The organism is Exiguobacterium sp. PHA03, from assembly GCF_041945985.1.
Taxonomy (GTDB): domain Bacteria; phylum Bacillota; class Bacilli; order Exiguobacteriales; family Exiguobacteriaceae; genus Exiguobacterium_A.
Genome location: NZ_JAUTYQ010000001.1, coordinates 1,585,389 through 1,602,571 on the forward strand (window position 1 = coordinate 1,585,389; position 17,183 = coordinate 1,602,571).

The 17,183-nt window shown below is 45.7% G+C and carries 14 protein-coding genes and 1 other annotated feature; of the genes, 7 read left to right on the forward strand and 7 right to left on the reverse strand.

Going from position 1 to position 17,183, the window contains the following annotated elements; translation table 11 throughout:
* Positions 1 to 111 precede the first annotated feature (111 nt).
* From Q7C19_RS08370 to tpx, 3 genes are all read right to left on the reverse strand, one after another.
* Complete coding sequence (locus Q7C19_RS08370; RefSeq protein ID WP_035406240.1) at positions 112 to 1,323, reverse strand: acetate kinase; 1,212 nt, start codon at positions 1,321 to 1,323, stop codon at positions 112 to 114.
* A 120-nt stretch (positions 1,324 to 1,443) separates the two neighbouring features.
* Positions 1,444 to 2,352 (reverse strand): class I SAM-dependent methyltransferase, encoded by a 909-nt coding sequence (locus tag Q7C19_RS08375; protein ID WP_023469052.1) that lies wholly within the window; start codon positions 2,350 to 2,352, stop codon positions 1,444 to 1,446.
* Between the two features lie 100 nt (positions 2,353 to 2,452).
* The gene (tpx, locus tag Q7C19_RS08380) at positions 2,453 to 2,950 is read right to left on the reverse strand and encodes a thiol peroxidase (RefSeq protein WP_155960139.1); all 498 of its coding nucleotides are present in this window, start codon (positions 2,948 to 2,950) and stop codon (positions 2,453 to 2,455) included.
* Positions 2,951 to 3,115: 165 nt separating this feature from the next.
* On the opposite strand from tpx, the gene Q7C19_RS08385 reads away from it, so the two are divergent.
* Together Q7C19_RS08385 and Q7C19_RS08390 are read left to right on the forward strand one after the other, a co-directional pair.
* The gene (locus tag Q7C19_RS08385) at positions 3,116 to 3,931 is read left to right on the forward strand and encodes an NAD kinase (protein WP_023469054.1); all 816 of its coding nucleotides are present in this window, start codon (positions 3,116 to 3,118) and stop codon (positions 3,929 to 3,931) included.
* Positions 3,932 to 4,021: 90 nt separating this feature from the next.
* Complete coding sequence (locus Q7C19_RS08390) at positions 4,022 to 4,792, forward strand: MerR family transcriptional regulator (RefSeq protein ID WP_290772137.1); 771 nt, start codon at positions 4,022 to 4,024, stop codon at positions 4,790 to 4,792.
* Here the strand turns inward: Q7C19_RS08390 and Q7C19_RS08395 are convergent.
* The gene (locus Q7C19_RS08395) at positions 4,784 to 6,343 is read right to left on the reverse strand and encodes an amidohydrolase (RefSeq protein ID WP_375091945.1); all 1,560 of its coding nucleotides are present in this window, start codon (positions 6,341 to 6,343) and stop codon (positions 4,784 to 4,786) included. The two genes, Q7C19_RS08390 and Q7C19_RS08395, sit on opposite strands and share 9 nt — an antisense overlap.
* A gap of 67 nt (positions 6,344 to 6,410) precedes the next feature.
* Complete coding sequence (gene ezrA / locus Q7C19_RS08400) at positions 6,411 to 8,117, reverse strand: septation ring formation regulator EzrA (protein ID WP_290752050.1); 1,707 nt, start codon at positions 8,115 to 8,117, stop codon at positions 6,411 to 6,413.
* 222 nt (positions 8,118 to 8,339) lie between these two features.
* On the opposite strand from ezrA, the gene Q7C19_RS08405 reads away from it, so the two are divergent.
* The 3 genes from Q7C19_RS08405 to Q7C19_RS08415 all read left to right on the forward strand — a co-directional run bounded on the left by Q7C19_RS08405 (position 8,340) and on the right by Q7C19_RS08415 (position 10,339).
* A complete protein-coding gene (locus tag Q7C19_RS08405) occupies positions 8,340 to 8,825 on the forward strand; it encodes a GAF domain-containing protein (RefSeq protein ID WP_023469058.1) in 486 nt (161 codons plus the stop codon).
* Positions 8,826 to 9,058: 233 nt separating this feature from the next.
* Positions 9,059 to 9,658, forward strand: a complete 600-nt coding sequence (gene rpsD, locus Q7C19_RS08410) for a 30S ribosomal protein S4 (protein ID WP_035406229.1) — start codon at positions 9,059 to 9,061, stop codon at positions 9,656 to 9,658.
* Between the two features lie 153 nt (positions 9,659 to 9,811).
* Entirely contained in the window at positions 9,812 to 10,339 is a 528-nt protein-coding gene (locus tag Q7C19_RS08415) for a biotin transporter BioY (protein WP_290752056.1), read from the forward strand.
* A 44-nt stretch (positions 10,340 to 10,383) separates the two neighbouring features.
* Here the strand turns inward: Q7C19_RS08415 and tyrS are convergent, their stop codons facing one another.
* A complete protein-coding gene (gene tyrS, locus Q7C19_RS08420) occupies positions 10,384 to 11,631 on the reverse strand; it encodes a tyrosine--tRNA ligase (protein ID WP_035406219.1) in 1,248 nt (415 codons plus the stop codon).
* A gap of 55 nt (positions 11,632 to 11,686) precedes the next feature.
* Positions 11,687 to 11,894, reverse strand: a binding site (T-box leader).
* 148 nt (positions 11,895 to 12,042) lie between these two features.
* On the opposite strand from tyrS, the gene Q7C19_RS08425 reads away from it, so the two are divergent.
* Positions 12,043 to 14,646, forward strand: a complete 2,604-nt coding sequence (locus Q7C19_RS08425) for a transglycosylase domain-containing protein (protein ID WP_375091946.1) — start codon at positions 12,043 to 12,045, stop codon at positions 14,644 to 14,646.
* 47 nt (positions 14,647 to 14,693) lie between these two features.
* Here the strand turns inward: Q7C19_RS08425 and acsA are convergent, their stop codons facing one another.
* Positions 14,694 to 16,397 (reverse strand): acetate--CoA ligase, encoded by a 1,704-nt coding sequence (gene acsA / locus Q7C19_RS08430; RefSeq protein ID WP_056062704.1) that lies wholly within the window; start codon positions 16,395 to 16,397, stop codon positions 14,694 to 14,696.
* 146 nt (positions 16,398 to 16,543) lie between these two features.
* On the opposite strand from acsA, the gene Q7C19_RS08435 reads away from it, so the two are divergent.
* The gene (locus tag Q7C19_RS08435) at positions 16,544 to 17,176 is read left to right on the forward strand and encodes a GNAT family N-acetyltransferase (RefSeq protein WP_023469064.1); all 633 of its coding nucleotides are present in this window, start codon (positions 16,544 to 16,546) and stop codon (positions 17,174 to 17,176) included.
* Positions 17,177 to 17,183 lie beyond the last annotated feature (7 nt).

Sequence of the window (17,183 nt, forward strand, 5' to 3'; positions counted from 1 at the left end):
TTGTATGACAAACGCCGTAACAATAGATCATACGTTCGCGTATCACTTTTCTGGGATTTCATCAAAAAAAGGACTAAATTGTCGTATTAACGATTCAGTCCTTTTTAAAAATTATGCGTTTTGAGCAACCAATCCACCAACACGAACTGTATCGCGTGCGATCATCAATTCTTCATTCGTTGGAATGATAATGACTTTGACTGGTGAGTGTGGGTAGTTAATGAAGAGTTCTTCTCCATGAGCTCCATTGTTGAGTGATGGATCCCAGTAAACGCCCATGAATTCGAGACCACGTAGGACACGCTCACGGATTGAATCTGAGTTTTCCCCAACACCAGCTGTGAAGATAATGGCGTCAACACCATTCATCTCAGCAGCATATTGCCCGATGTATCCGTGGATACGGTTCGCGAAGATACGGAGTGCCATCTCTGAACGGTGGTTTCCTTCCTTCGCAGCCGTTTGGACGTCACGCAAGTCACTTGAAAGACCTGAGAGTCCGTAGATTCCAGACTCTTTGTTCATGACGTTCAAGACTTCTTCCGCTGTTTTCCCTGTTTTCTCCATCAAGAATGGAATCAAAGCTGGGTCAAGTGAACCAGAACGTGTTCCCATCGTGATCCCTTCAAGCGGTGTGAAGCCCATCGTCGTATCGATTGATTCGCCACCCGAAACTGCTGCGATTGATGCTCCGCTACCTAAGTGACATGAGATCAAACGAAGGTCTTTTAATGGACGACCAAGTAATTCAGATGCACGTTCCGTAACATATTTGTGGCTCGTACCGTGGAAACCATATTTACGGATACCGTATTCTGTGTAGTAATCATACGGTAAGCTGTAAAGGAAGTTTTCTTCTGGCATCGTTTGATGGAACGCCGTATCGAAGACCGCCACTTGCGGCACTTCCGGAAGCAATGCTTGGAATGCCCGGATTCCGATCAAGTTTGGTGGAATGTGAAGTGGTCCGAGTTCTGTATACGACTCGATATCTTGCATGACTTCATCCGTGATCAATACAGAGTCTGCATATTTTTCTTTACCATGAAGAACACGATGTCCGACACCTTTAATCTCATCGTAAGACGAGATGATTCCGAACTCCATTAATTTTTCGAGGGATAACTCGACTGCTTCTTTATGTGTTGCAAGCGGGAGGACATCTGTATACTTTTGTCCTTCACCATATTTAATCGTAAAGATTGCATCGTCTTTACCGACACGTTCAACGAGTCCGACTGCAATCATCGTTTCGTTCGGCATTTCGAGCAATTGGAACTTCAAAGACGAACTACCTGCGTTTACCGCCATAATTTTTGCCATGATTTTTCCCCTTTTCCATTTGAATCCAATGAACATTCACATCTGTTTAGGTTTTCTTCTATTTCTGTTCTACAACTAGAATAGTCAAATTAACGACAGATTTCAATCACTTTGCGTAATTCATTTTAATTCTGTGTTAATCCATTCATCAATCTGTTTCACCATACCACCAAACGCACGGGCATCTGTGAAAGATGGTAGTTCAGCAAGTAACGCTTGTTTTGGCATCTTCATACCGGCTAAATGATTACGGACGATCAAATAACTTTTTGCTGCCTGTTCTTGTTTGAACATGGTTAACGGCAATTGTAAAATGCCGATGACGTGCGCTTTTGATTCAAAGTACTGTTTCAACTTGCCTTCCGTATCATGCTGGAACAAACCGTTCGGAATGACAAAAACACCGAACCCACCTGGTTTGACATATTGCATCGCTTGTTCGATCAATAAGAAATGACTATAGCTCATACCCTCATCTCGTTTCAAGATGTAAGAAGCAGCAGCCTCTTCATCCGGATAATAACCGACTGGGAGATCAGCCATCGCAAGATCAACTGGATCTAGCAACAAAGGTCGTAACGCATCTTGATGCGTATACGTAACAGGATAGTCGAGTAATTCCGTTACCGCTGCCGATAAACGAATTAACGTCTCATCTACCTCAACTGCTTCAGCAGATGTGCCCGTCGAAAGCTGACTCAAGACAGCGTGTAACATACCACCTGTTCCACTTCCTAATTCAAGTAGTCGGATGTCCTCCTTACCTACCAATTTCCCGATTAGATAACCAGCAAACAAAGCGACGCTGTCTGGCGTCGGCAAATGGTTCGGTTGCGCTTGTTTCATCCCTTCTAAAATAGCAAGCGATACTGCCTTTCGAATGACCTCTTTGTCTACATTTTCAGTATGGCGATCGTTCAACCGGTCAATCACAGTCGTCAACGCTTCTAGGTAAGGCATATCAAGATCACGTTCGATTTGTTTTGTTTGACGTGTTAATTCCTTATATAACTTTTCTAACGGCTCCATGTACGTCATCCTCTCCAAAACGAAACGGCCCCCCGTAGAGCGGGAGCCGTTTCTATCATTAGTTCCATTGTAACGCTTCAGCGTCGTTTGTAAACCATTCTTACTTCGCTTCACGTGCTGCAGCGAGTGCTGCTTCGAAATTTACCTCATCCGTTGATTCTTCGAGGTATTCGACATACGTGATCTCGTTGTTCGAATCTAAGACGAAGACAGAGCGAGCAAGCAGACGTAATTCTTCGATTGCCACGCCGTACTGTGTACCGAATGAAAGATCACGGTGATCAGACAATGTCACGACTTGATCAAGACCACTTGACGCACACCAACGACGTTGCGCGAACGGAAGGTCGTTTGAGATCGTCATGACCGTCACACCTTCGATTTTAGCTGCTTCTTCGTTAAATTTACGAGTCTGCGCATCGCATACCCCTGTATCGATTGATGGGACGACACTGATGATTCGAACACCTTGGTATGTATCACGTGTTACGGGCGATAAGTCGTTAGCTAACACTTGAAAGTCTGGTGCTGTTTGTCCGACTTGAACCGCTGTACCTTGAAGTGTGATTGGATTTCCTTTAAACGTTGCCATATGAATTCCCCTTTTCCCCTGATTGGATATACTGTATTTTCTATTTAACTATAGGAATGATCTGCGAAGATGGCAAGTATTCTGCCATAATTGATGGACTTCAGTACCCGTCTTTCTAAAAAACAGGTATAATAAAAGAGTTCATGAAACGCTTTCAAGGGGGAATTGACCATGGCTCGAAATAATGTCTACCTGTACTACCGAAATACACAAAGACACGAGACGCAGGTGCGAAAGTTGATTGATGTCGGTACACGATACGGACTGAATGTCGTCCAAGATCATCGACAAGCAAACATCATCGTCTCGATTGGTGGAGATGGGGCTTTCTTGCAAGCGGCACGCTTCACAGGTTTCCGTGATGATGCGATCTATGTCGGATTCGCTGAAGGACCAAACTCGTTCTACTGTGACTTTGATATCAATGATCTTTCTGCGGTCGAAGCAATCTTTAAAGAGACGGGCAATCGTGTCTCGGATGGCGAAATCGAAGTACGTCGTTATCCACTACTTGAAGCATCCATCAACGGTGGACCACCGATGCTCTGTCTGAACGAATGTTCCGTAAAGTCGAGCATCATCAAATCACTCGCAATCGAAGTCTATATCGATGACTTCCTGTTTGAGACATTCCGCGGGGATGGAATGGTCATCTCAACACCGACGGGATCTACGGCTTATAACAAGTCACTTTCTGGTGCGATCGTCGATCCATTGATCCACTGTCTTCAAGTCAGCGAGATCGCTTCCGTTAACAATAACCGGTACCGGACACTCGGTTCTGCTTTCCTATTGAACCGCGGACGGAAACTCTCGTTACGCATCATTGAGGACGGAAACGATTATCCGATCATCGGGATGGATAACGAAGCACTCAGCCTGACACGAACGGATTCAGTCGATATCCAGCTCTCTGAAAAAGAACTTAAAACCGTCAAATTGACGAACAATACATTTTGGCATAAGATTCAACGCTCATTCTTATGACAATAAAAAAATCTGCCTCCTCAGGGCAGATTTTTTTATTGCGTCTTCCGTTACGTCACCCCTTATACTCCAATCAAAGGAGGTACACAGATGATGTATTCCACTCAGGAAATCGCCAAACTTACCGGCGTCACAAAACGAACGCTTTATCATTATGAGACGTTCGGTCTCCTTGTGCCAAAGCGCAACGATGCCGGTCACCGATATTATAGCAGTGAGGATCTTTTACGTTTACAACAAATCCTTCTCTATCGCTCTCTTGATTTTCCGCTGTCAGAAATCCAAAGATTACTTACACAATCTGACTCCAGTCATCACACGATATTGAAAAAACAAATTGTACTACTTCAAGAAAAAGCTTCGCATTATCAGATGCTCGCTCAACTCGCTGAACAAACATTACTCACTTTAATAGGAGGACTCCCCATGAAAGATGAACAATTATTCCGCGGTTTACGTCACGAAGAGATCGTCATGCACGAAAAACAACATGCAGAGGAAGTCGAGGAACACTACGGTGACACCGACGCATATCGAATCAGTGCAAAAAGACAAAAACAACGTACCCCAAATGAGAAAGAAAGACTTAGCGCCATGCACAAACAACTCGATCAACGCTTGACGATCCTTTACCGCGACGGACGTGCGGCATCTGACCCGGACGTTCAACAGGTCGTCAAGGAACAACATGACTTCATCGATACGTACTATTACCCATGTGAGTTATCTATTTTTGAGTCACTCGGTCAGATGTACGTGTCCGACGAACGGTTTCGCGCTTATTACGATACGTATGCACCTGGACTATCTTCTTTTTATTCAGAAGCTATTTCGCACTATGCAGAAGCAACATCAAACTAAGGCTGCTTCTGCCTGATAGACGATTTTACCAGCTTGGACAGTCTCCACTAAACGGTTATTCAAGATGGCTTCACCACGCAAGCGATAGAAGTCTTCTTCAAAGATGACGAAATCGGCATCGTATCCTGGTAGGAGTAATCCTTTGCGTCCATGTGTCTCGGTCGCGAGATGTGGATTTTTCGTAAAGAGTAACAAGGCTTCGTACATCGATAACGTCTCATTCGCCTTATTGACACGTCCCGCTGTTCCTTCCGTCGCTGCATACAGGGAACGCCGGACATCGGGGTCAGAGATCGGCGCATCTGCCCCACCGCATAATAATGCGCCGGTCTCAGCTAACGAACGTAAACGATAACTCCAGTCTAAGCGGTTCAATCCGAGTCGATCGACGATAAAGTCTGCGTCATCCAGTAAAAAGACCGGTTGAACGTCAATCAAGACCGGTAACTTCCGAATTCGTGCAAGTGTTTCTGGTCGAACGACCGTCGCATGAATGATCCGATCCCGCTTGCCTTTTGGTGCTGGATATTTCTCGAGCGCCTGTACGAATCGTTCAATCGCTAAATCACCGATGACATGTGCCGCAACTGTAAACCCGTAACTACGTGCACGCTTGACGAGTTGTTCGAGTTGTTCTGGTGTATGCACTTCGATACCACGTGTCGTCGGATCATCAGAATAACCACGACCGAGAAGAGCTGTCCGTCCTCCGAGTGCGCCGTCGACGAATAGTTTCATCGCACCAATTGACATCGTTGATGGCAAAATTGGTTGCTGTTGCACGAACTCATCGATGACAAGATGATGAACGAGTAGATGTGTATGGAAGCCTGTCTCTTCTGTCACTTCTTTATATGCTTGGAGGATTTCCGCGACATCTCCGTGATACGATAAATCTTCTGTGTGTGCCGCAATGATGCCGTATTGATACAAACTCTTGATTGCTGATCGGAGTGACGATTTGTTTCGCTCTAAGTTTCCAGCTTGTAACGCATACAAAGGTTCAAGCGCCGCATCGTACAAAAATCCGTCAGCTTCGCCGTTATCCGATAAGCCGATCTTTCCACCATCGATGACAGTCGATGCTTTATAGCCGAGCTGTTGGAATAAAACATCGTTGACAAGTGCGGTATGCCGGTCTGTCCGTTTTAATAAGGCGGGAGCGTCCGGGAACAACTGATTCAGCCATGCTTTTGTCGGCGCACGGTCAAGTTTCGTTTCGTCATATCCTTCCGCCACGTGAATCCCATTGATTGGTTCTGCCTTGAGGAAAGCTTGTCCTAATGCTTCAAGCGTCGTATAACGCGAGGCATCGACACGGTTGATCGCTTCCCCGTAGCCAATCAGATGAATATGTGCGTCTGTGAAGGCTGGATAAACAGCTTTTCCGTTCAAGTCTTGAATCTGATCGATACGTCTACCGAAACGTCGACGTAGTTTTCCTTCCTCCCCCATTGCGATGATCCGCGTCTTCTCGACGAACATCGCTGAATGGACGTCCTCTTCATGTGCCATCGTTCGAATCAATCCGTTTACGTATAGTGTTCCCATTCTACTCACTCCTCTTTTTACAAAAATAGGGTGACCATGACGGTCACCCTGAATTGTCGATCCTGATTTAAACGTGCAACGTTTCCTCTGGTGCACACGATCGTTTAATGCGTTCGATCGCGTCCGGATCGTATTCATTTAGGACACGTTCCGCTAAGACGATCGTACGTTCATAGTCTCCCGCTAAGAACTTCGTTTCCGCGATCGTCAGCGACATATGTATCTCATTGTCGTGGCGACGGTATCGGTTCGCATACTGGACGAGCCGTTCGGCATACGTGACTTCGAACACTAATGTATCTAACCGTTCTTGCACATGTTTAAACGTTTCTTGGACGTCTTGGCTTTGTGCAACGATCGATCGGACATTAAACGGTAACTCTTCGAGCCGTGTCTCAAGCGTCTGTAGCGAACGATTCGCATTACGTAGTGCTTCTTCAACTTCCGTTGGTAAGTTCGGTAATCCAAGTCGTTTCAGACGAAGACGTGTTTGCGAGAGCTGATGACGCCATTCGACGATCCGTTCGCGCACTTCTGTCTCTTCTTTTCGAAGCGCTTGAAGTTCGACCGTAAAGCGTTCGTACTGAATCATCAACTGTTCCTCTAAGCGAATCGCATCGCGCATTTGATCTTCGAGCATACTGAACGGAATGATTTTCCCAGCAATCGACTCATCGAGATCTTTTGCTGCTTCAAATAGTAGCTCTTCGTCACGCTGGATCGTTTCGTAGTGAATTCCAAGATCTGCTGAGATTTCATACTTTTCACGTAAGATACTGAACTCTTGCGCCAATTGATGAATCCGTTCGCGCATCCGTAATGCTTTTTGTTTCAAGGATTGATTTTCTTTTTTCACTTGATGACGTGCATCAACTTCACGACGGAACGTATCATACATTTGATCAACGTCGGCTGATAACTGTTGAATCGCTTCTTCTAAACCATCGACTTCAAGCATCTCGATTTTTTCAGAAAGGCTCAGACGTTGTTCCTCGAACCGTTTGATCTCGGATTGAAGACCGAGTGGTTCAAGCGGATACCCATCTAACGACATTTCCTTATAACCCGCTCCGAGCTGATCAATCCGTTGACGCAATTCATGTGCGAGAATCTTCCATTGTTTCGGCACGAGTTCAACAAGCTGACGCGTCGTCGCTACTTCTTGCTCAAGCAACAAGCTTGTTTCGTACGCCTTCGTCACTTCACCCGAAGCTTCGTATTGACACATCTCATTCCAGTGCGCGTTGATTTGTTCACTTCGTTCTTCCAGACGCGCGAGCGCCGGACCGAATGAGTTCGCTTGGATCAATAACGATTTCCGAACTTGCCCAGAATCAGCTTCCCCTTGCGCTTTCAACTCTGCTAGAACCGATTGATTCGTTTTGAACGTCGACATCTCGACGAGCATCTCATCGATCAATCCTTCGAGTTCCGCAATCAATTGTTCCGTTACTTCAAGGTCATTCTTGACGGCGATGAACCGGTATTTATCGAGCGCTTCTTCCGCTCGGTAAAGGGTTTCATCGATTTGAGCGACGTGGACCGTTAACAACTCTTCCCACGCTTGATGCCAGGAGCTGAACTTCGTCTCCGTCTCACCCGCCATCGGTAGTTGCTTTAAGTCCTGCAACTCCTTTGGAATCGATGCACTGACGATGCCTTGTTTGCGCATATCAAGTTCATCGATTTTCGTGTAGTATTTTTTTCGACTGATCATGCTGAATAGCATGACGAGTAATACGATGACGATGACTCCGATCACCCATGCCCACATTTGTCACGACCTCCACTCTGTCGTACGACTTTAGATTTTCTCTAAATCGCAATAATCTTATCCTTATAATAGTATAGCGCAACCGTTTTGCATAGATTTACAGAGGCTTTTCCTGATTTCTTCCGCTGTTTTGAATCCTTTGTCCAAAAATCAATTGTTTGTCAGCTACACGAAAACTCGTTAAACTAAAAAAAATACGCTTTTCACGGGAGGAATTTTATTATGTTCGAAACAAAGACATATGAAGGTGACCGGACGAAACAATATGACATGCTGTCAAAACAACTCGATGCGTTATTAATGGGAGAAGACAATCAAGTCGCGAACTTATCGAATGCGAGCGCGTTACTCAACCAATTCCTCGACCGTATCAACTGGGTCGGCTTCTATTTGACGGATACCGAGCAAAACCAACTCGTCCTCGGACCATTCCAAGGACTTCCAGCATGCGTCCGTATTCCATTCGGTCGTGGTGTTTGCGGAACGTCCGCAGCAGAACAAACGACACAACGGATCGAAGACGTTCATCAATTCCCAGGTCATATCGCATGTGACGCGGCATCGAATTCTGAAATCGTCATTCCACTCGTCAAAGACGGACAAACGATCGGCGTCCTCGATATCGACAGCCCAGAATTCAACCGTTTCGATGAAGTCGACCAAGCTGGTTTAGAAGCATTCTGTACGACACTACTTCGTCATCTGTAATTCTGATTGACAGTCGATTGTCCACACCGTATACTTGTAAAAGTGCAGAAATGATAACGATAGCGGTCAAATCGCTTACGTATCACATTTCATGACTCGGTGAATAACCGGAGGGGCATCGTGTAACTTTGCTATCAAGCGAGGGTGCCACATCATGAAATGGGCGTAACGTGGGTTTGATGGCGTTATTATTTTTATGCAAATAATAACGAACACTAAGGAGGAGTCTTATTATGGCTCGCTATACAGGTCCAGCTTGGAAACTTTCACGTCGTCTCGGTATCTCACTTACTGAAACAGGAAAAGAAATCGCAAAACGTCCGTACGCTCCGGGACAACACGGTAACAGCCGTCGTAAAATGTCTGAGTACGGTCTTCAACTTCAAGCGAAGCAAACGCTTCGTCACATGTACGGAGTAAACGAACGCCAATTCAACCGTATGTTCAACGATGCTGGCAAAATGCCTGGTATTCACGGTGAGAACTTCATGTTCTTACTTGAAACACGTCTTGATAACGTCGTTTACCGTATGGGTATGGCTCGTACACGTCGTGCTGCTCGTCAGCTCGTCAACCACGGTCACATCCAAGTTGATGGCGCTCGCGTCGACATCCCGTCGTTCCGCGTGAAACCAGGTCAAACGATCTCAGTTCGCGAAAAATCGAAGAACTTTGTCGTTATCAAAGAAGCACTCGAAGTTGCTCCAGCAACTAAAGACTTCGTTACTTTCGATGCTGAGAAGCTCGAAGGAACGTTCGTCCGTCTTCCTGAGCGTTCTGAATTGAACGATCAAATCCAAGAACAACTCGTCGTCGAGTACTACTCACGTTAATCGATTGTTCCAGCACTCACTTCGGTGGGTGCTTTTTTTGTACATATCATGAAAATGTATACCTGGTCTTAAAAAAAGAGTGACGCCAATTATTTATTTGTGTTAACCTATAAACATACATAGTTAACACAAATAGAAAAGAGGACTTTATTCATGAAAACAAGAGATTTAACGTTCATCGCCCTTGGTGCTGCCATCATCGCAGCCGTCAGCTCTTTGCCGCAGATCCAACTGGTCGGCGCCGTTCCGATCACACTTCAGATGCTCGCAATCATGACGGTCAGTGCCATTCTCGGTGGAAAACGCGGTGGACTTGCTGTCTTGATCTTCTTATTGCTCGCAGCTGCTGGTCTCCCTGTTCTCGGCGGAAAAGGTGGACTTGCTCCATTCGTCGGACCAACTGTTGGGTATTTGATCGCCTTTCCGATTGCCGGATTCTTCATCGGTCTCATCGCTGAAAAAACACGTCGTTTCGTCCCCCTCTTCATCGGGATGATCGTCTTCGGACTTGGTTTAGTCTACTTGCTCGGAACATTCGGTCTGATGGCTGTACTCGATCTGTCGTTCAAAGATGCTTTTGCGATCAACTATCCTTTCGTCTTATGGGATACGATCAAAGCCGTCATTGCCACGACGATCGCCGTTCGCTTGTTGCCACTTCGCTTATTCCGGACAGCTTAAAAAACGCTCTCTGCATCTATGTGCAGGGAGCGTTTCGTTTATCATCAAGCATGCTCGACGACGAAGTATTTTTTCTTTCCGCGACGTACGATCGTAAAGCGACCGATTGCATCTGATTCAGTGATTTCTTTCGTTAAGTCTTGCTCGCGTTCTCCGTTGAGGTAGATCGCACCGTTCGTGACGTCTTCACGTGCCTGACGTTTTGACGGACTAATCTTCGCCTCAACGAGCACGTCGACGAGGTTGTTTGATTCGCCGAGTGTAAAGCGTGGCATGCCTTTGAAGGCATCTTCGATATCTTCGACTTGCAACGATTTAATATCTCCGCTAAAGAGTGCCGTCGTAATACGTTGTGCTTGTGTCAGACCTTCTTCACCGTGGACGAGAACCGTCATTTCTTCTGCAAGACGACGTTGTGCGACGCGCTTCTCTGGTGCTGCCTTGACTTCTTCTGCAAGTGCATCGAGTTCTTCGTGCGTCAAGAACGTGAAGTATTTCAAGAACTTGATGACGTCGAGATCGTCTACATTGAACCAGAACTGGTAGAACTCGTACGGTGACGTTTTATCAGCATCTAACCAGACCGCACCACCTGCTGTCTTACCGAATTTCTGACCATCCGCTTTCGTAACGAGCGGTACTGTCAATCCAAATGCTTTTTCTTCATGACCAGCACGACGAATCAGCTCCATTCCTGCTGTGATGTTCCCCCACTGATCACTACCTCCTACTTGAAGACGGCATCCTTTGTCTTCGTAAAGTTTCAAGAAGTCAAACGATTGAAGTAACATGTATGAGAACTCAGTGAATGAGATACCGTTTTGAAGACGTGAATCAACAGAGTCCTTCGCAAGCATGTAGCTGACCGGGAAGTGTTTTCCGATATCACGTAAGAAATCGATGATTGTCAAATCTTTCGTCCAGTCTAAGTTATTGGCGATCGTGACCGGGTTTTCACCTTCAAGTGGTAAGAAACGTGACAGTTGATCTTTAATCCGATTCGCGAACTCTTCGACGATATCCGATGTGTTCAATGACCGTTCCGTTGCACGACCACTCGGATCCCCAATCATCCCAGTTGCCCCTCCAACGAGACCTACGACATGGTGACCCGCTTGTTGGAATCGTTTTAAGACTAAAATCGGCAACAAGTGTCCGATGTGAAGTGAATCTGCTGTTGGATCGAAGCCTGTGTAAAGCGTCGTCGGATTCTCGAGTAATGTTTTCAGCCCTTCTTCATCTGTCATTTGGTTAATTAACCCGCGAAATTCTAAATCCTCTAATAACGTCATTGTTTCTCCTCCTAAAGTTCACTATTAACAAAAAAAACCGTCCCTTCGTCTAAAACGAAGGGACGGAATATTCCGTGGTACCACCCTAATTGTCCTTTTGTGTAAAAGGACCACTTGGTTCGTCGATAACGGGACGGACCGCTTGATTTCTCAAGAAACTCCTGGAAGCGTAATTCATAAGTTCACTGTGTCCTAGTTCGCAGCACCACTAGGTCTCTGTCACAGGGAGTGACTTACTACTATATTCCGATCATGGTTTAGCGCAATATACGAAAATAAGATGGTTTCATGATACGTCGAAGGCGAATCCGCTGTCAAGTCCGATTTCATTAGTAGATTTATGGTATAATACGTCTATCTGTGATTTAATATTAATTTACACCTAAGTTTAAGATGCAAAGGAGATCATTTATGCGCGAGAACTGGTTCAAGTTTTGGAATCATCCCCGGACGAAAGCCGTTCGGCACTGGTCAAATATCACATATGATGTTTCATGGAACATCATTTTGTTCCTCATCATAGCTGTCTTACTCGTCGGTAGTTTTTCTGTTGGTGCAGCGGGCGGCTATTTCGCTTCGCTCGTCAAGGACACAAAAGCACCACCATTGACTGAGATGAAACAACAAGTCAACAGCTATGCCGTCACAAGCCAAATTTATTGGGGAAGTGGTGAAAAGCTGACGAACATCTCAACAGATGAAGAACGTCAGCCTGTCGATATCAAGAAGATTTCTCCTTACTTGATCGATGCGCTTTTATCAACGGAAGATGTAGACTTCTATCAACACGATGGTGTCGTTCCAAAAGCGACATTACGAGCAGTTCTACAAGAACTAACGAATTCTGCGTCGCGCACAGGCGGAAGTACGCTAACACAACAATTAATCAAAAACCAAATCTTGACGAACGAAGTCTCATTCGAACGGAAAGCGAAAGAAATTCTTTTAGCATTGCGCCTTGAAAACGCGATGTCAAAAGATGAAATTTTACAAGCGTACTTGAATGTCGTCTCATTCGGTCGCAATTCACTCGGTCGTAACATCGCTGGGATCGAGGCTGCATCACAAGGAGTTTTCAACAAATCCGCGAAAAAACTGACGTTACCACAAGCAGCTTTTCTCGCTGGGATTCCTAAAAACCCTTATTACTACACCCCTTACCTTCAAGGTGGCGTTGTCAAAAAGGACTTGACGCCAAGCGTCAACCGGATGAAAACAGTATTGAAGCGGATGTATGTCGCAAAAAACATCACGAAGGAACAGTACGAAAAAGCAATCAAGCATGATATTACGAAAGATTTCGCGAAACAATCAAAACGTTCTCGTGATACGTATCCGTATGTCTACGATTTAGCCGAACGTGAAGCGACGAAAATCATGACGAAGTATCTGATGAAACAAGATGGCGTGAAAGAAGATGAAGTGAAACCGTCTGAACTGGCAGAAGTGCGTGCCAACTATCAAGATCAAGCACTTGTTGCACTGCGCCAAGGCGGCTACAAAGTTCACTTGACACTTGATAAAAAAATTCATGAAGCGATGCAACAACCTGCGAAGAACAGTGCGAACTTCCCAGGAAGCATGCAATACAAACAAGTCGTCGATCCAAAAACGAAAAAAAGCGTTTCGAAACAGGATCCAGAAGAAACAGCAGCAGTCATGGTTCAAAATGAAACGGGACGTATCCTCGGATTCGTCGGCGGACGGTATATGGATGGAAAAGCTGACGATTTCAACCGGGCATTCCAAGCCAAACGTCAAATCGGGTCAACGGCAAAACCAATCCTCGTTTACTCGAACGGGATTGAAAATCGCTTGATCACACCAGGGTCTACCGTTAATGATGAAGAGTACTACTACCAGACTGTACCACGTCAACCTGGCGATCGTCCGATCAAGAACGAAGGTGGACGTTACCGTGGTAATGTAACGGTTCGTACGGCATTAGAACTATCATTGAACGTACCGGCCGTTAAGATTTACGAGAAGATGAACATGTCGAATTCGATTCAAAAACTCGTCGATATGGGAGTTGAAGTACCTGATGCGATCCGTTATGCCCCTTCTGCGGCACTCGGAACGATGGAAATCACACCTGTCGAACTTGCAGGTGCTTACGCGACACTTGCCAACTATGGTGAATTCGTCCAACCGTACATCATCTCGAAAATCACGAAAGACGGAAAAGATATCTATAAAGCAAAACCGAAGAAAAAACGGATCTATGAACCACGAACAGCTTACCTGACACTTGATATGATGCGTGGTGTCTTCACGAAAGGTACAGCGACGTTCGCTAAAGCTAGATTGAACGTACCGGGAGATTGGGCCGGTAAGACGGGTACGACCAACGATGTCAAAGACTCTTATCTTGTTGGTTCTACTCCTGGTGTAACCCTTGCCGTCTGGACAGGACACGACCAGAACAACTCACTCATCGGTCCGTCAACGTACTACCAACGTACGCAGACGCTCTGGTCACAGATGGCGAATGCATCGTATGGTGCGAACAGCAGTTACTTCAAATCTGGCGCCCGCTTCACGCAACCATCTTCTGTAACAGCAAATGACTTCCAAAACAGTGGTCGCTTCAAAGAAGAAGATAAGAAGAAAAAAGCCGAAGAAGCAAAGAAAAAAGCCGAAGCGAAGAAAAAGAAAGAAGTAGAAGAAAAGAAAAAAGAGGCAGACGCACAGAAAAAAGAAGATCAACAAAAACAACAAGATCAAGCTAAAGAAAAAGCAGATGCTGAGGCAAAGAAAAAAGCAGCAGATGACGCAAAACGTGCTGCCGATGCAAAAGCAAAAGCCGAAGCGGATGCAAAAGCCGAAGCGGATGCAAAAGCAAAAGCCGACGCAAAAGCCGAAGCTGATGCAAAAGCAAAAGCAAAAGCTGAAGCCGATGCAAAAAAGAAAGCCGAAGCGGACGCTAAGAAAAAAGAGGCAGATGCGAAGAAACAGCAAGAGCAACAAAAGAAACAAGATGAAAAGAAAAAAGATGCTGCTTCTGAAAACTAACAAAAAGGATGAATCACCTGTTTCGGTGATTCATCCTTTTTTCATGTTCAATCCTCCATCGTCGATAAATCGCCCGTTTCCAAGTTCAACTCCCATGCTTTCAGGACACGGCGCATGATTTTACCACTTCGTGTCTTCGGCAACTTATCTCGGAAATCAATTTCTCTTGGGGCCGCGTGAGCAGCTAGACCTTCCTTGACGAATGCTTGGATTTCTTGTTTTAATTCATCCGTTGGCTCATAACCATCACGTAAGGCAATGAATGCCTTAATGATTTCGCCTCGCACCGGGTCTGGTTTCCCGATGACTCCGGCTTCCGCGACTGCTGGGTGCTCAACGAGACGGCTTTCAACTTCAAACGGACCGACCCGTTCTCCAGCCGTCATGATGACGTCATCGACACGCCCCTGGAACCAGAAATAGCCTTCATCGTCCATATAGGCAGAATCGCCTGACACATACCATCCTTTAAAGAAATAGGATTCATATTTTTGTGGATTGTTCCAAATTTGACGCATCATCGATGGCCACGGTGTTTTCAAGGCAAGGTTACCCATCCGGAACGGTGGTAACTCGTTTCCTTGATCATCAATGATCGCAGCTTGGGTTCCTGGAATTGGTTTCCCCATCGATCCCGGTTTAATGTCCATCGACTTGTAGTTACAAATCATCATCGCGCCCGTTTCTGTCATCCACCATGTATCATGAATGCGTTGGTCAAATGCTTCTTTTCCCCAACGAATAACTTCTGGATTCAATGGTTCTCCGACAGACAACACATGACGAAGACTTGAAAGATCATGGTGATTCGCGACGTCCGCCCCCGCTCCCATTAACATCCGGAAAGCAGTTGGCGCGCTATACCAGACCGTTACGTTATACTTCTCGATAACACTATACCAGAAATCTGGATTGAAACGTCCACCGACAACGACGTTCGTTGCCCCATTTAAGAACGGTGCGAAGATACCGTAACTTGTTCCTGTGACCCATCCTGGATCAGCCGTGCACCAGTAGACATCGTCTTCTTGTAGATCGAGTACCCAACGTCCTGTCATTAAATGCTGAATCATCGCATTTTGAACATGGAGGACACCTTTTGGCTTCCCTGTCGATCCTGAAGTATAGTGCAAGATCAATCCGTCTTCACGATCCAACCAGACCGGTTCGAATACATCGGATGCTTGCTTGAACGCTTTTCGGAAATCAAGTAATGTTTCTGATTCTTCAACGCCTTCATCAACGAGTACTACTTTTTCAAGTGATTCCAGTTCCCCAACTGGAACACGCGGGAGCAACGCTTTCGTTGTCACGAGTAGTTTCGCTTCAGAATCAACTAAACGATCACGAACAGCTTGTTCCATGAATGCTTCAAACAACGGACCGACGATCGCCCCAACTTTCAGTGCACCAAGTAGGGCAAAGTACAGTTCTGGTGAGCGTGGCATGAAGATGAAAATCCGGTCACCCGTTTTGACTCCTGCATCGACTAATACGTTTGCCGCTTTATTCGTCAATCGTTTCATGTCTGCATAGGTGAATCGTTGTTCCGTCATTCCATCGAAATAGATCAGCGCATCCTTGTTCGCCCGCTCGCCTTCTGCGTGGCGGTCGATTGCTTCATAGGCCATGTTGACTTTCCCCGTTGTCGCCCATGAAAAGTACTGCTCAGCATCTTTCCAGTCGTACGTGTTCGTTTCATCATACTCTGCTAACCAATGCTTCCCCGGAAGCGCTTTCAAAACTTTCATGTCTCGTTCCTCCCCTTCTATGTTTTCCTCTTTATTATAAGCTAGTTATCCGTCAGTTCAATCCATTTGCCGTCAATTTGTTAAAAAATCCCTCTCTTTACTCAAGCGCTTTCGTCTATAATGAATAGGAAGGTGGTGACGCTTACATGTTTGAAAAACAATTCAATCATCGGACGCATGAAACATCACTCGGTCCTGTTGACATCGAAGGTCCCGTACCGAGTCAAACACTAGCAACGTATACACTCGATTCAGGGTTAACGGCTTTTCGTCCACCCGCTGAACAACATCAAGCGCTCGTTGAGATCGCAGACCTTGAAGAAGGACGGATCATCGTCGCTCGTCAAGGAACGGAAATCATCGGTTATGTGACTTACTTATATCCTGATCCCTATGAAACATGGAGTGAGGGAAACAATCCGTACATCTTGGAACTCGGGGCGATTGAAGTCTCCTCTCGGTTCCGCGGACAACAGATTGGTAAAAAATTGCTTGAAATCTCCATGCTAGATCCTGCCATGGAACATTATTTAATTCTAACGACTGAATATTATTGGCATTGGGACTTAAAAGGGAGTGGACTATCAGTGTGGGATTACCGGAAGATCATGGAGAAGATGATGAACCATGGTGGTCTTGTCTTTTTCCCGACCGATGATCCGGAAATCGCCTCCCACCCTGCTAACTGCCTGATGGCACGTATCGGAAAACACGTCTCACCTGAAGTCGTCGCTCATTTTGATGCGCTACGCTTGAGAAGACGCTTCATGTATGACTGAGCTCGAG

Excerpts from the sequence above, each read along its gene's own strand:
- Q7C19_RS08370 (WP_035406240.1), bottom strand. The coding sequence starts at position 1,323 with ATGGCAAAAATTATGGCGGTAAACGCAGGTAGTTCGTCTTTGAAGTTC.
- Q7C19_RS08375 (WP_023469052.1), bottom strand. The coding sequence starts at position 2,352 with ATGGAGCCGTTAGAAAAGTTATATAAGGAATTAACACGTCAAACAAAA.
- Q7C19_RS08385 (WP_023469054.1), top strand. The coding sequence starts at position 3,116 with ATGGCTCGAAATAATGTCTACCTGTACTACCGAAATACACAAAGACAC.
- Q7C19_RS08390 (WP_290772137.1), top strand. The coding sequence starts at position 4,022 with ATGATGTATTCCACTCAGGAAATCGCCAAACTTACCGGCGTCACAAAA.
- Q7C19_RS08395 (WP_375091945.1), bottom strand. The coding sequence starts at position 6,343 with ATGGGAACACTATACGTAAACGGATTGATTCGAACGATGGCACATGAA.
- ezrA (WP_290752050.1), bottom strand. The coding sequence starts at position 8,117 with ATGTGGGCATGGGTGATCGGAGTCATCGTCATCGTATTACTCGTCATG.
- Q7C19_RS08405 (WP_023469058.1), top strand. The coding sequence starts at position 8,340 with ATGTTCGAAACAAAGACATATGAAGGTGACCGGACGAAACAATATGAC.
- rpsD (WP_035406229.1), top strand. The coding sequence starts at position 9,059 with ATGGCTCGCTATACAGGTCCAGCTTGGAAACTTTCACGTCGTCTCGGT.
- Q7C19_RS08415 (WP_290752056.1), top strand. The coding sequence starts at position 9,812 with ATGAAAACAAGAGATTTAACGTTCATCGCCCTTGGTGCTGCCATCATC.
- tyrS (WP_035406219.1), bottom strand. The coding sequence starts at position 11,631 with ATGACGTTATTAGAGGATTTAGAATTTCGCGGGTTAATTAACCAAATG.
- Q7C19_RS08425 (WP_375091946.1), top strand. The coding sequence starts at position 12,043 with ATGCGCGAGAACTGGTTCAAGTTTTGGAATCATCCCCGGACGAAAGCC.
- acsA (WP_056062704.1), bottom strand. The coding sequence starts at position 16,397 with ATGAAAGTTTTGAAAGCGCTTCCGGGGAAGCATTGGTTAGCAGAGTAT.
- Q7C19_RS08435 (WP_023469064.1), top strand. The coding sequence starts at position 16,544 with ATGTTTGAAAAACAATTCAATCATCGGACGCATGAAACATCACTCGGT.